16 protein-coding genes are annotated in these 13,329 nt (G+C 71.9%); 11 read left to right on the plus strand and 5 right to left on the minus strand.

All coding sequences use genetic code 11. From position 1 onward, the window contains the following. The first annotated feature begins 8 nt into the window (after positions 1-8). Together efeO and efeB are read left to right on the plus strand one after the other, a co-directional pair. Positions 9-1,148, plus strand: coding sequence for an iron uptake system protein EfeO (gene efeO / locus AB0J97_RS16970; RefSeq protein ID WP_364089283.1), 1,140 nt, complete (start codon positions 9-11; stop codon positions 1,146-1,148). Between the two features lie 15 nt (positions 1,149-1,163). Then, positions 1,164-2,426: an iron uptake transporter deferrochelatase/peroxidase subunit gene (gene efeB, locus AB0J97_RS16975; RefSeq protein ID WP_364089286.1), complete on the plus strand. Its 1,263-nt coding sequence runs from the start codon at positions 1,164-1,166 to the stop codon at positions 2,424-2,426. A 19-nt stretch (positions 2,427-2,445) separates the two neighbouring features. Here efeB and AB0J97_RS16980 read toward each other — a convergent pair whose 3' ends face one another. Next, a complete protein-coding gene (locus AB0J97_RS16980) occupies positions 2,446-3,003 on the minus strand; it encodes a CGNR zinc finger domain-containing protein (protein WP_364089289.1) in 558 nt (185 codons plus the stop codon). Between the two features lie 28 nt (positions 3,004-3,031). Here AB0J97_RS16980 and AB0J97_RS16985 point away from each other — a divergent pair, with 28 nt between their 5' ends. After that, positions 3,032-3,913 (plus strand): arginase family protein, encoded by an 882-nt coding sequence (locus tag AB0J97_RS16985; RefSeq protein WP_364089292.1) that lies wholly within the window; start codon positions 3,032-3,034, stop codon positions 3,911-3,913. Here AB0J97_RS16985 and AB0J97_RS16990 read toward each other — a convergent pair. Then, positions 3,899-4,435 carry a nitroreductase family deazaflavin-dependent oxidoreductase gene (locus AB0J97_RS16990; protein ID WP_364089295.1) on the minus strand — a complete coding sequence of 179 codons (537 nt, stop codon included), beginning with the start codon at positions 4,433-4,435 and terminating at the stop codon, positions 3,899-3,901. The genes AB0J97_RS16985 and AB0J97_RS16990 overlap by 15 nt on opposite strands. After that, on the minus strand, positions 4,432-4,860 hold the full coding sequence (locus tag AB0J97_RS16995) for a hypothetical protein (RefSeq protein ID WP_364089298.1): 429 nt from the start codon (positions 4,858-4,860) through the stop codon (positions 4,432-4,434). Before AB0J97_RS16995 ends, AB0J97_RS16990 begins: the two co-directional genes overlap by 4 nt. Positions 4,861-4,942: 82 nt before the next feature. On the opposite strand from AB0J97_RS16995, the gene AB0J97_RS17000 reads away from it, so the two are divergent. After that, a complete protein-coding gene (locus AB0J97_RS17000; RefSeq protein WP_364089301.1) occupies positions 4,943-5,590 on the plus strand; it encodes a TetR/AcrR family transcriptional regulator in 648 nt (215 codons plus the stop codon). On the opposite strand, the gene AB0J97_RS17005 is transcribed toward AB0J97_RS17000, so the two are convergent. Next, positions 5,587-7,161 (minus strand): DUF4434 domain-containing protein, encoded by a 1,575-nt coding sequence (locus AB0J97_RS17005; RefSeq protein ID WP_364089304.1) that lies wholly within the window; start codon positions 7,159-7,161, stop codon positions 5,587-5,589. The genes AB0J97_RS17000 and AB0J97_RS17005 overlap by 4 nt on opposite strands. A gap of 106 nt (positions 7,162-7,267) precedes the next feature. Between AB0J97_RS17005 and AB0J97_RS17010 the strand changes: the two genes are divergently transcribed. Further along, complete coding sequence (locus tag AB0J97_RS17010; protein WP_364089553.1) at positions 7,268-8,050, plus strand: SDR family oxidoreductase; 783 nt, start codon at positions 7,268-7,270, stop codon at positions 8,048-8,050. A 20-nt stretch (positions 8,051-8,070) separates the two neighbouring features. Here AB0J97_RS17010 and AB0J97_RS17015 read toward each other — a convergent pair whose 3' ends face one another. After that, entirely contained in the window at positions 8,071-8,460 is a 390-nt protein-coding gene (locus AB0J97_RS17015) for a VOC family protein (protein WP_364089307.1), read from the minus strand. A 64-nt stretch (positions 8,461-8,524) separates the two neighbouring features. On the opposite strand from AB0J97_RS17015, the gene AB0J97_RS17020 reads away from it, so the two are divergent. The 6 genes from AB0J97_RS17020 to AB0J97_RS17045 all read left to right on the plus strand — a co-directional run bounded on the left by AB0J97_RS17020 (position 8,525) and on the right by AB0J97_RS17045 (position 13,318). Further along, positions 8,525-8,953 carry a MarR family transcriptional regulator gene (locus AB0J97_RS17020; protein WP_364089310.1) on the plus strand — a complete coding sequence of 143 codons (429 nt, stop codon included), beginning with the start codon at positions 8,525-8,527 and terminating at the stop codon, positions 8,951-8,953. 116 nt (positions 8,954-9,069) lie between these two features. After that, positions 9,070-10,161, plus strand: a complete 1,092-nt coding sequence (locus AB0J97_RS17025; protein ID WP_364089312.1) for an ABC transporter ATP-binding protein — start codon at positions 9,070-9,072, stop codon at positions 10,159-10,161. Then, on the plus strand, positions 10,154-11,269 hold the full coding sequence (locus AB0J97_RS17030; protein WP_364089315.1) for an ABC transporter ATP-binding protein: 1,116 nt from the start codon (positions 10,154-10,156) through the stop codon (positions 11,267-11,269). Before AB0J97_RS17025 ends, AB0J97_RS17030 begins: the two co-directional genes overlap by 8 nt. Further along, on the plus strand, positions 11,266-12,228 hold the full coding sequence (locus AB0J97_RS17035) for a sugar ABC transporter permease (RefSeq protein ID WP_364089318.1): 963 nt from the start codon (positions 11,266-11,268) through the stop codon (positions 12,226-12,228). The genes AB0J97_RS17030 and AB0J97_RS17035 overlap by 4 nt, the downstream gene beginning before the upstream one ends. Positions 12,229-12,233: 5 nt before the next feature. Continuing rightward, positions 12,234-13,043 carry a carbohydrate ABC transporter permease gene (locus tag AB0J97_RS17040; protein WP_364089320.1) on the plus strand — a complete coding sequence of 270 codons (810 nt, stop codon included), beginning with the start codon at positions 12,234-12,236 and terminating at the stop codon, positions 13,041-13,043. Positions 13,044-13,054: 11 nt separating this feature from the next. Continuing rightward, complete coding sequence (locus AB0J97_RS17045) at positions 13,055-13,318, plus strand: DUF2160 family membrane protein (RefSeq protein ID WP_364089556.1); 264 nt, start codon at positions 13,055-13,057, stop codon at positions 13,316-13,318. Positions 13,319-13,329: the final 11 nt, after the last annotated feature.

Consider the following 13,329-nt stretch of genomic DNA (forward strand, 5'->3'; position numbering starts at 1 on the left):
GGAGCATCATGCGTACCGCCATCAGCCTGTCCTTCGGCGCGCTCGCCCTGGCGACCCTGACCGCGTGCGGCTCGGGCACCACCGCCACGGACACCGGCAAGGGGTCGGCCGCCGCGCCCGGCAAGATCAATGTGGCCGCGTCCGACACCGAGTGCAAGGTCGCGACCGCGGAGATCGCAGCGGGCACGAGCACGTTCGCGATCACCAACGGCGGGTCCAAGGTGACCGAGTTCTACGTGTACGCCCCCGGTGACCGGGTCATGGCCGAGGTCGAGAACATCGTGCCCGGCCTGACCAGGGAGCTGGTCGCCGAGCTGCCGGCCGGCGCGTACGAGACCGTGTGCAAGCCCGGCATGGTGGGCAAGGGCATCCGCAACGCCCTGAAGGTGACCGGCGAGCACAAGGCGCTCAGCTCCGACGCGCAGCTCGCCGGCGCGGTCACCAGCTACAAGCGCTACATCAAGTCGCAGAGCGACACGCTGCTGGTCAAGACCCAGGAGTTCGTGGACGCCGTCAAGGCCGGTGAGATCGCCAAGGCCAAGGAGCTGTACCCGGTCGCGCGGACGTACTGGGAGCGCATCGAGCCCGTCGCGGAGATCTTCGGCGACCTCGACCCGGCCATCGACGCCCGCGAGGCGGACCTGGCCGACGGCGAGGAGTGGACCGGTTTCCACCGGATCGAGAAGGATCTGTGGATCAAGAAGGACGTCAGCAAGGACGGCCCGGTCGCCGACAAGCTGATCGCCGACGTCAAGACCATCGTCGAGAAGTCCAACACCGCCGAGCTGACCCCGCTCAACCTGGCCAACGGCGCCAAGGGGCTGCTCGACGAGGTGGCCTCCGGGAAGATCACCGGCGAGGAGGACATCTGGTCGCACACCGACCTGTGGGACTTCGACGCCAACCTCCAGGGCTCCAAGGCCGCCGTGCAGTCGCTCCGCCCGGTGCTGGAGGAGCGCTCCCCCGACCTGGTCAAGACGCTGGACGAGAAGTTCGCCGCCGCCGACGCCGCGCTGGGCGCGCACCGGAAGGGCGACGGCTGGAAGCTGCACGACGAGCTGTCCAAGGCCGAGCTGAAGGCGCTGTCCGACGCGATCAACGCGCTGGCCGAGCCGATCAGTAAGATCGCTCCGGTCATCGCCAAGTAACGGGAGGTGGGGGCGATGTCGCAGGCCGGCGGGCGGATGAGCCGCCGCAAGCTGTTCGGGCTGGGGGCCGCGGGGGCGGCCGTGCTCGGGGCCGGGGCGGTGACGACCAGGTCGCTGCTGGAGGAGCCGCCGGTCGCGCACGCCGCCTCGACGTCCGATCCGTACCCGTTCTACGGCGGGCATCAGGCGGGCGTCGTCACGCCCGCCCAGGACCGGCTGCACTTCGTCGCCTTCGACGTCATCACCGACAAGAAGGCCGAACTGGTCGACCTGCTCCAGGAGTGGACGGCCGCGGCGGCCCGGCTGACGCAGGGCAAGGAGGCCGGGGCGTTCGGCGCGGTGGGCGGGGCGGCCGAGGCGGCCCCCGACGACACCGGCGAGGCGCTGGGCCTGCCCGCCTCGGGGCTCACGCTGACGATCGGGTTCGGCCCGTCGCTGTTCGACGACCGGTTCGGGCTGGCGAGCAAGCGTCCGGCCGCCCTCGCCGACCTGCCGAAGTTCCCCGGCGAACAGCTCATCCCGGAGATCTCGGGCGGGGACATCTGCGTCCAGGCCTGCGCGCACGACCCCCAGGTGGCCGTGCACGCCATCCGCAACCTGGCCAGGATCGGGTTCGGCAAGGTCTCGGTGCGCTGGTCGCAGCTCGGCTTCGGCCGTACGTCGTCCACCTCGCGGGCCCAGGCCACGCCGCGCAACCTCATGGGCTTCAAGGACGGCACCAACAACATGAAGCTGGAGGACGCCGACCTGCTGCGCGACCACCTGTGGGCCGCCGGCTCGGACGGCACCGCCTGGATGGCGGGCGGCACGTACATGGTCACCAGGAAGATCCGCATGACGGTCGAGACCTGGGACCGCGCCCCGCTCGCCGAGCAGGAGCAGATCTTCGGCCGGGACAAGGGCGAGGGCGCGCCGCTGGGCAAGAAGGCCGAGTTCGACGCCGTGGACCTCGCCGCCAAGGGCCCCGACGGGCAGCCGGTGATCAAGGAGAACTCGCACGTCAGGCTGGCCCACCCGACCAGCAACGGCAACGCCCACCTGCTGCGCCGCGGCTACAACTTCGTGGACGGCTCCGACGGGCTCGGCCGCCTGGACGCCGGGCTGTTCTTCATCGCCTACCAGCGCGACCCGCGCAGGCAGTTCGTGCCCGTGCAGATGAACCTGGCCCGGCACGACGCGCTCAACGAGTACATCAAGCACGTCTCCAGCGGCCTGTTCGCCTGCCCTCCCGGCGTCCAGGACGCGGGCGACTACTGGGGACGCACCCTGTTCGCCTGACCTTGCCCGGCGCCCGCCGTCAGCGGTGGCGGGCGCGGGAGGCCTGGGCGTGGGCGCGGTTGGCGCAGCGGGTCGAGCAGAACTGCCGCTTGCCCGGCCGGCTGCGGTCGATGAAGGCGTCGGTGCACGGCGTGGCCGCGCATCGGCGCAGCCGTTCCCAGTCGCCGGACGCGGCGATCTCCAGCAGCTCGGTGACGGCCCGTACGGCGAGCCGTCCCGCCGGCGCCGCCCCGTCCGGCGCGACCAGCCGCAGCCGGGGCACGCCGCCCGCCGCGGTCACCGCCGGCCGCGCGGGCAGCCCGGCCACCCACTCCGCCAGCACCCGCGCCCGGTCGTCGGGCTCGGCGGCCAGCACCGCCCGCAACCGCCCCCGCACCTCCCTGACCTGCCGCAGGTCCTCCTCCCCGACCCCGCCCTGACCGCGCGGCGCCTGGTCGTTCTCGACCGGTTCGCCCAGTTCGCGACAGAAGCGGTGCAGCTCCGCCACGTCGGGCAATCGTTCGGGATCGTCCAGGTACTCGTCCCACGTGTTGGCCAGATCGACGGCCACGAGACCCGTCTCGATGAACTGGCGCATCCCTCACCCTCCTGCTACTGTCACGACTATGAGCACTATAACCCCTGACAGAAACCTGACCATCCTCGACGCGCCCTCGAACCTGGGCCTGCGCCCACTCGCCGAGGATGTCATCCCCGGCTGCTACAAGGCCCCCTGGGCGCTGCGGAACAACGGGCTGGTCGCCCGGCTCGGCGCGGCCGACGCGGGCACGCTGATCCCGCCCCGCTACGTGGCCACCTGGAAGCCCGGCGACGGCGTGCGCAACGGCGAGGCGATCGCCGCCTACACCCGGCGGCTGGCCGACCGCGTGGCCGGGATCAGGGCGTCCGGCGGGTTCCCCGTCCTGCTCGGCGGCGACTGCTCGATCATGCTCGGCCCCGCCCTCGCCCTGCGCAGGACCGGCCGCTACGGGGTGGCCTACCTCGACGCCCACGCCGACTTCCGCCACCTCGGCAACTCCCCGCACGTCGGCGCGGCGGCCGGGGAGGACCTGGCCCTGGTGACCGGCCGCGGCGACGACTACCTGGCCGACATCGACGGCCTGCGCCCGTACGTCCGGGACGAGGACGTCATCGTGCTCGGCGTCCGGGACAACGAGGACGTCCAGGACATCGCCGGCAGCGGGATCGCCTTCGTCACCGGGAACGACATCCCCTTGGAGGCCGCCGAGCGCGTGCTCATGCGCGACGACCTGGACGGCTTCTGGATCCACGTGGACGCCGACGTGCTCGACCCGTCCGTGGTGTCGGCCGTCGACTCGCCCTCCCCCGGCGGCCTGACCGGCGAGCAGCTCGCCGACCTGCTCCGCGGGCTGGTCGCGCTGCCCGGCGCGGCCGGGATCGAGATCACCATCCTCGACCCCGACCTCGACGAGGACGGCAGCCAGGCGGCCACCCTGACCGACATCCTCGTCTCAGCCCTGAGCTGACCCGTGGCCTTCCGGGGCGGAGCCGTCCGCCCTGAGGATGCGGAAGACGGGATGGCGAGGTGCGATCCGCCGGAAACCGTCCAGCGACGCCTTCGGGCCGAGGCCGAGATGGGGGCGCGCGCCGGGCGCGACGGCGGCGTAGCGGCGCAGGATCTCGGGGCGGCGCTCGACCGGCACCTCCTCCAGCCTGATCGGCACCCCCCGCCCGCGGCGGCGCAGCACGGCCCGGCCACCGGCGGCCCGGACGTTGCGCACCCAGTTCGCCTCCGGCACCAGCATGGACACGAGGAACTCGCCGCCCTCGAACCCCGCGACCACGACGGGCACCGACGTGCGGGCCCCGGTACGGCGTCCCACCACCTGGAGCACGGCCCCCTGGGGCAGCGGCAACCAGCGGGACGCGTACGTCAGCGCGTCGAGCCGGTTCATCGCACGCATGAGCGCGTTGGGCCGCCCGCCCCGGTACATCAGGCGTTTGAGCGCCGCCAGCCGCCGGACGACGCCCGTCCACGCCGGGGTCACCGCACCCTTCTCCACAACAGCACGACCGCCGCGAGCCCCGGGACCAGCGGAAGGACCTGCGACCAGCCGAGCAGCGGCACGAGACCGACCTCGCCGTTGGTGTCCCGGACGGTCAGCGCCGCCAGCACGAGGCACAGGGCCACCACGAACAGCCCGGACCCCAGCCACCGGGCCCACCCCTTGCCCGCACGGGCACCCCGGACGGTGACGAGCCAGCCGAGCAGCCCGAGTGCCCCCATGACGACGAGGATCACCGTGTACGCGGTGACGCCCTCGTCGATCTTCGCCGGGGCGAGCCCGGGGTAGCCGGTCCGGAGGTGTTCGGCCAGCCCGGACCGGTAGGCGAACACGAAGAGCGTGACGAGCAGCGTGAGCGCGGCGCCGCCGTACAGCAGGGCGAGGGCGCCCCGCGACTTCCCTGTCATGACATGGTCCTTTCGTCGGCACAACATTCTTACAACGTATGTTTCTACTATACTTACGCGGTAAGAATCGAGAAAGGGCACCATGTCCCCGAAGCGCACCCGCGGCCAGAACGCCGGCCTCACCCGGCAGGCCATCCTGCGGGCGGCTCTGGCGCTGGCCGACCGCGAAGGGCTGAAGGCGCTGTCCATGCGCCGCATCGGCCAGGAGCTCGGCGTCGAGGCCATGTCCCTCTACCAGCACGTAGGCAGCAAGGACGAGCTGCTCGACGGCCTGGTCGAGCAGCTCGTCACGCAGGCCGCGCCGCTGCTGACCGAGGCCGCCGCATGGCAGGAGGGCCTGCGCGAGTACGCCCACACGCTGCTGCGCGTCCTGCTCGCGCACCCGAACGTCCTGCCCCTGGTGGTCAGCCGGCCCGCGATCACCCCCCAGAACCTGCGCCTGATGGAGGAGGGGCTGCGCGTGCTGCGCTCGGCGGGCCTGCCGCCGGACCGCGCGCTGGACATGCTCTACGCCGTGACCGGATTCGTCGTCGGCCACGTCGCCCTCCTGGCCGCCGGCGGCGGACCAGCTCCGGGCGACGGGATGCGGGACATCCCCGAACCGGACCTGCTGGAGACCCCGCTGCTGGCCGAGGCCACCCGGGCGCGGCGCGCCCAGCCGTCCTCGGGCACCGACCCCCGCTTCGTCTTCGCGCTCGAAGCCATGCTGCACGGCTTCGGCGAGCCCTAGCGGAACACGTACCCGCTCGTGCTGGTCTGTCCGGCGGCGTTCGTGGCGGTGACGGAGGTCCAGGGGCCTGGCGGGACATAGGGGGCCCACGCCGACTCGGGGCGGCCCGGTCCGTGCCACTGCTGGGCGACGCCGACCTCGCGTCCGCCGGGCGAGGTGAAGCGCAGGGTGCCGCCGCGCAGGTTGTAGCCCTCGACCACGATTCCGGGCCGTCCGTCCCGGTCCTTCCGGTACGCGTTCACGATGATCGGCTGCCGCCTTCCGTCGGCGATGTCGTCGGCCAGGGAAGGGGTGGCCGGGCTCGCCTGGCAGGTGAAGAAGGGGTCCCAGCCGTAGGAGAGGATCTTCGCGGCGAGCCCGCCGGTCGCCATGATCTGCTGGTCCAGCCGGGCCTTGCTGGTACGCCCCCGGAACGGCAACGGCTCGACCCGGCCGCACTCGCCGTCCACCGGGGCGGGCTCGAAGCCCTCGACGTTCACCCACAGCTCGACCCCGGCGGGCACGCTCCGGGCCGCCGCCTCGATGTAGTCCCTGGTGGGCCCGTAGTAGCCGTCGGCGTTGCGCACCCGGCCGACCACCGGCACCAGCCTGGGGGCGACCATGGAACCGCCGTCCTCGATCCCGTGCACGGGGACCTTGCCGGTGCCCCGCCCGTCCTGCACGGCGACGGCCATGGGGGCGCCCGCGCGGGTGGCGGCGATGTCGGCGAGCCCGCCGGGCACCTGGCCGGGCGGGAATCCGCGCCCCCTGCGGGCGTCGATGTAGGGGCTGACCAGGATCTTCCTGCCGGGCAGCGCGGCGGCGACCACCGCGTGCTGGGCCGCGTACAGCGCGAGCACGGGGTCGCGCGGCCCCCGCTGGCGCATGGCCAGCTCGAACGACTGGTAGACCCCGCCGAAGGCCGACGACCCGCCGAACCGCTCCCGGTAGGCGGCCAGCACCCGCGCGGTGAAGGCGTTCAGCGCGGCGAGGTGCGCGAGGTCCGGCTCCCACGGCTTGCCGCGCCGCTGCGGCGCGGCGGGCAGCCCGGGGAACACCTTCATCCCGTACGCCGCCGCCTCCTCCACCAGATTGCCGACCCCGTCGCCGTCCGTGGAGACCAGCACGAGGTCCTGGACGCGATCGGCGCACGACGCGGCCAGCGACACCCGGTAGAAGACGCGGTCGCCGGCGTCGATCCGGCGGTCCACGCCGGGACAGCGCAGCAGCGAGCGCCCGAACTCCTCGCTGGTCACGTACGTGTACACGTGCCGGACGCGCTTGCCCGGCACCCGCGCGCAGGGCCGCCCGTCCACCCGGCAGGCGGCGAACTCCGGCTCCATCGGCCCGGCCTCGAACCGGGGCCCGAACGTGACGAGCGTGTCACCGCCGAGCGAGTGGATCGCCTCCACCATCCGCCGCGTCACGCACACGTCGGCCCGCGGCATGACCCAGTAGCCCGTGATCGCGTACGGGGAGCCCGCCCGCGTGTCCCTGGGCGGGCACCCGTCGTCGCCCGCGCCGGCCCCGGCCGGGACCACGACGAAGACCGCCAGGACCGCCACCACGACCAGCCACCGTAACCGGCGCACCCGTGCTCCCCTCGACGTACCGACCACAGTAGGCACCTACCCGATCCGCGGCCGTACGTGCCCCGGCACCGGGCGGCCGGGCGGCGGCACGGACAATGGAGTCATGGTGAGCATCGACCTCAGTGGGAAGACAGCGCTGGTCACAGGCTCGACCCAGGGCATCGGGGCGGCCATCGCGGCCGGTCTGGCGGGAGCGGGCGCGCGGGTCGGCGTCAACGGCCGCAGCGAGGGCTCGGTGGCCGCCGCCATCGAGCGCATGGACCACGGCGACCTCGTGGCGGCGCCCGGCGACGTCTCCACCGACGAAGGGCTCCAGGGGATCCTCGGCTCGCTGCCGCGGGTGGACATCCTCGTCAACAACCTGGGCATCTTCGGGGCCAGGCCCGCGATGGAGATCGACGACGCGGAGTGGCGGCGGTACTTCGAGGTCAACGTCCTGACCGCGGTGCGGCTGACGCGCGCCTACCTGCCGGGCATGATCGAGCGCGGCTGGGGCCGGATCCAGTACATCGCCAGCGACTCGGCCGTCGTCACGCCCGCCGAGATGATCCACTACGGCATGAGCAAGACGGCGCTGCTGGCCGTCTCGCGCGGGTTCGCCAAGGAGGCCGCCGGGAGCGGGGTGACGGTCAACTCGGTGATCGCCGGGCCCACGCACACCGGCGGCGTGGAGGAGTTCGTCTACCAGCTCGTGGACCGGGAGCTGCCGTGGGAGGAGGCGCAGCGGGCGTTCATGCGCCAGTACCGTCCGCAGTCGCTCATCCAGCGGCTGATCGAGCCCGAGGAGATCGCCAACATGGTCGTCTATCTCAGCTCGCCGCTCGCCTCGGCCACCACGGGCGGCGCCCTGCGCGTGGACGGCGGCTACGTGGACGCCATCCTGCCCTGATCCCGGCCGCCCGCCCGCGCTCAGTACGACTGGAGCTCGATCAGGTTGCCCTCCGGGTCACGCAGGTGGGCCGTGCGCAGGCCGGCCCCCCAGGCGGGACGGTCCTGGGGCGGCGCGGCGACCGTGGCCCCGAGCCGGACGAGCCGGTCGGTCTCGCCGTCCACGTCGTCGACCTTCATCACCAGCATCACCGTGTCCTGGGCGGCCGACGCAGGCAGCCCGGCAGTGCCGACGACCTCGGCGACGCGGTCGCGGCCGAAGAGCACCAGACCGGCCTGGCCGTCGATGTCCCAGTTGGCGTAGGCGGCCTCCGGCAGCACCTTGACCGGCTCCACGCCGAGGGCGGCCCGGTAGAAGGCGACGCTCGCCGGGAAGTCGCGCACCAGCAGCCGAGGGTAGAGGGCGTCCATCCTGGACCTCCAATATTAGTGGGTAACTACCAACTATTGGCAACAACCTACACTTCTGGATGAGATGGAACTGCCACCCACCTTGCTCGGGACGACCACCTTCGTGCTGCACAAGGTCGGCGTCGCCAACCGGCGCGCCCTGGCCGCGCGGCTGACCGCCGACACGGGGCTGAGCCTGTGGGAGTTCGCGGCGCTGGCCACGCTCGACGACTTCGGTCCGGCCGCCCAGCGGGAGGTCGGCGACCGGCTGGGCCTCGACCCGAGCGACATGGTGCGCCTGATGGACGGGCTCATGAACGAGGGCCTGGCCACCCGGGAGCGCGACCCCGCCGACCGCCGCCGCTACCGGATCTCGCTGACCGCCGCCGGCCGCGAAACCCTCGAACGGGCCCGCGCGGTGGTGGCGGACGTCGAACGCGAGACCCTCGCCCCGCTGACGGACGCCGAGCGCCGCCATCTCCACATTCTCGTCACAAAACTCTTCTCCCCTTGACAAATTCCATAACCCACGTCAACTGAATAGCAACAGTCACAACAACTGCCCTCTTTGCACAAAGAATCAGATCATGTTAGATGGAGGGCAAGCTCCGGGAGAGAGGACCGGGCATTGTGACGCTGATTCTCGATGGCGTCCGCGTACGGCAGCGCGGGGAGACCTGGCTCGACGACATCCACCTGGAACTACCCAACGGACTGACCACTCTCGTCGGCCCGATGAACTCGGGAAAGACCACGCTCATGCGGGTCGCCGCCGGGCTGCAGCCGCCTGATTCCGGGCGGGTGCTGGTCAACGGAAATGACGTCACCTCGATTTCCGTGCGAAAGCGCTCGGTCGCCTTCGTCTATCAGCAATTCATCAATTACCCGTCCCTCACCGTCCGGCAGAACATCGCCTCGCCGCTGCGGCTGGACCGGTCGTACCGGAAGGACGACATCGACCGGCGGGTGCGGGAGGTGGCCGCGATCATGGGCCTCGGCGACCTGCTGGACCGCAGGCCCGCGGAGCTGTCGGGCGGCCAGCAGCAGCGCACGGCGATCGCCCGCGCGCTGGCCAGGCCCGTGGACGTGCTGCTGCTCGACGAGCCGCTGGCCAACCTCGACTTCAAGCTGCGCGAGCAGTTGCGCGAGGACCTCAAGCGCATGTTCGCCGGCGCGCCGGGCGTCGTCCTGTACTCCACGGCCGACCCGAACGAGGCCCTGACCTTCGCCGCGCCCGCCGTGGTGCTCGGCGAGGGCCGGGTGCGGCACGTCGGCGACCCGGCCACCATGTACGCCGAGCCGCCCACGCTCGACGTCGCGGCCACGCTCAGCGACCCGCCGCTCAACCTGCTGCCCGGCACGGTACGGAACGGCCGGATCGAGGTCCTGGGCACGTCCTTCCCCGCGCCGCCCGCTCCCGCCTCGGGCCACGACGTCGTGCTGGGCATCCGCCCCCACCAGGTCACGATCACCAGGACCGGCCCCGGCGCGCTGGAGCTGCCCGCCGAGATCAGGCTGGCCGAGGTGACCGGCGGCGCGACGTTCCTGCACCTGCTGCTGGACGGACGGCGGCACCTGGTCGCCCACCTGCCGGGCACCCGGCAGTTCACCCCGGGCGAGCCGACCACCGCGTACGTGGACCCGCGGCACATCTTCGTGTTCGACGAGGCCGGCGGCCGATTACCGGCGGTCCCGGCGGCGGGGGCCGGCCCGCATGGCTGACATCCGCCTGGAAGGCGTGGGCCACAGCTACGACGGCGGCCGCACCTGGGCGCTCAGGCCGACGACCTGGACGTGGCGCGGCGCCAGGGCCTACGCCCTGCTGGGGCCGAGCGGCTGCGGCAAGACGACGCTGCTCAACATCATCTCGGGGCTGCTCACGCCCACCGTGGGCCGGATCTGGTTCGACGACCGCGAGGTGACCGGGGTCCCCACGGCCGGCCGCGACATCGCCCAGGTCTTCCAGTTCCCCGTCCTGTACGAGGAGATGTCCGTCTACGGCAACCTGGCCTTCCCGCTGCGCAACCGGAAGGTCCCGGCCGAGGAGGTCCACCGGCGCGTCCTGCGGGTCTCGGCCATGCTGGGCCTGGACGACGTGCTGCGCCGCCGGGCGCGCCGGCTCGACCCGGGCCGCAAGCAGATCGTCAGCCTGGGCCGCGGCCTGGTACGCGAGCAGGTGGCGGCCGTGCTGCTCGACGAGCCGCTGACCGTGGTGGACCCGGCGCTGAAGTGGACGCTGCGCAGCAAGCTCAAGGAGATCCACCGCGACACCGGCCACACCCTCGTCTACGTCACCCACGACCAGACCGAGGCGCTGACCTTCGCCGACGAGGTGGTCGTCCTCAACGACGGCCGGATCGTGCAGGCCGGGGAGCCGGCGGAGCTGTTCCTGTCGCCCGCGCACGAGTTCGTCGGCCACTTCATCGGCTCGCCCGGCATGAACGTGCTGCCCGCCGAGATCGGCGGCGACGGCGTGGTCAGGATCGGCCCCTCGGCGGTCGGCGCGGCGGGCGCGGCCGGCGCGATGGGGGGTGGGTTGCCGCCCGGGCCGGTGCGGATCGGGGTGCGGCCCGAGTTCGTCCAGGTCGGCGGCCCGGTGCGGAACCCCGGCGCGGCGGGCAGGGTGACCGGGGTCGACCGCATGGGCTCCCATGACCTGGTGCGCGCCGAGATCGGCGGCCATCCGCTGATCGCCAGGACCGAGGCCGGCTCCCCTTGGACGCCGGGCACGGTCGTGTTCCTGCATTTCCCCGCGGACCGCACGTTCCTGTTCCGCGACGAGGTCAGGTGCGGCTCGCTCGCACCCCTGGACGGAAGGGGTCAGGCATGACCGACCGGACCGCCGTCGCGGGCGGCCAGACAGCCGGCGAGGTCGTCCCGGACGCCGCGCCCGCGCCCCCGGCCGAGGCCGCCGGGTCGCGGGCCGATCCCCGTCCGCGGGACAACCGGGCCTGGCTGCTGGTGCTGCCGGTCGTGGTGTCGGTGGCCTTCACCGCCGTGATCCCGCTGATGACCGTCGTGAACTTCTCCGTCCAGGACGTCTTCAGCCCGGTGGACCGGGTGTTCGTCGGCCTGGACTGGTTCCGGCAGATCGCCCGCGACCCCGAGGTGCGCGCGGCGCTCGTGCGCACGCTGCTGTTCTCGGCCCAGGTGCTGCTGGTGGAGATCCCGCTCGGCGTGGTCATCGCCGTGTGCATGCCGCGCCGCGGGTTCTGGGTGTCGGTGGCGCTGGTGCTGGTGGCGCTGCCGCTGCTCATCCCGTGGAACGTCGTGGGCACGATCTGGCAGATCTTCGCCCGCGGCGACATCGGGCTCGGCGGCTGGGCGGTCAACAACGTGCTGCACGTCAACTTCAACTACACGCTCGACTCGGCCGACGCCTGGATCACCGTCCTGGTCATGGACGTGTGGCACTGGACGCCGCTGGTGGCGCTGCTGGCCTACGCGGGGCTGCGGTCGATCCCGGAGCCGTACTTCCAGGCCGCGCAGATCGACGGCGCGTCGGCGTGGGCGACGTTCCGGCACATCCAGCTCCCGCGGCTGCGCGGCGTGCTGACGATCGCGATCCTGCTGCGGTTCATGGACAGCTTCATGATCTACACCGAGCCGTTCGTGGTGACCGGCGGCGGGCCGGGGAACGCGACCTCGTTCCTGAGCATCCTGCTGTCGAAGATCGCCGTCGGCCAGTTCGACCTGGGCCCGGCGGGCGCGTTCTCGCTGCTGTACTTCCTGCTCGTCCAGGTCGCCTGTTACGTCTTCTTCACCGTGCTGACCAGGGCGGGGAGGTGAGCCCGATGCGCCACCGGCTGCCGTGGGCGCGCACGGTCTTCTGGCTGTACGCCGCCACGCTGATGTTGCCGCTGCTGTGGATGTTCGGCATGTCCATCCGCCCGAACGAGGACATCCTGGGCAGCTTCTCGCTGATCCCGCAGCGCGTGACCTTCGACAACTACGCCACGTTCTTCACCGATCCGTCGTGGTATTCGAGCTACCTGAACTCGATCGTCTACACCTCGATGAACGCGGTCATGTCGCTGGTGGTGGCGCTGCCGGCGGCGTACGCGTTCTCGCGGTTCCGCTTCGCCGGGGACAAGCACCTGTTCTTCTGGCTGCTGACGAACCGGATGGCGCCGCCCGCGGTGTTCCTGCTGCCGTTCTTCCAGATCTACCAGGCGGTCGGGCTGTTCGACACCCATCTGGGCGTGGCGATCGCGCACATGCTCTTCAACGTGCCGCTGGCGGTATGGATCCTCGAAGGCTTCATGTCAGGGATCCCGCGGGAGATCGACGAGACCGCGGCGATCGACGGGTACTCGCTGCCGCGCTTCTTCGTGCGGATCTTCCTGCCGATGATCCGGTCCGCGCTCGGCGTCACCGCGTTCTTCTGCTTCATGTTCAGCTGGGTGGAGCTGCTGATCGCCAGGACGATCACGTCCGTGGACGCCAAGCCCATCGCGGCCACCATGACGCGGACGGTGAGTGCGGCGGGCGTGGACTGGGGGCTGCTGGCCGCGGCCGGCGTGCTGACGATCGTCCCCGGGGCCGTCGTCATCTGGTTCGTGCGCAACTACATCGCCAAGGGGTTCGCCCTGGGGAGGGTCTGACCGTGCAGTGGATGGTGTGGACCGCCCCCACGGCCCTGGTGTTCGCCGGGCTGGCGCTGCTGCTGTGCGGGATGGCCGTGTGGGCCCGGATCTCCCCGCCCGTGGCCCGGCGCGGGTTCCTGCGCATCGAGACCGACCGGGGCGACCGGCTGTACATCGGCCTGATCAGCGCGGCCGTCGTGCTGGCCCTGTGGATTGCAGTCACCGACCTGTCCATGTGGGCGGCGCTCGGCGTCGCGCTGCTGGTCGTGGTCGTGATCGGGATGTGGGGCTGAGAGGAAGGAGC

Source organism: Nonomuraea sp. NPDC049607 (assembly GCF_040675375.1).
Taxonomy (GTDB): Bacteria; Actinomycetota; Actinomycetes; order Streptosporangiales; family Streptosporangiaceae; genus Nonomuraea.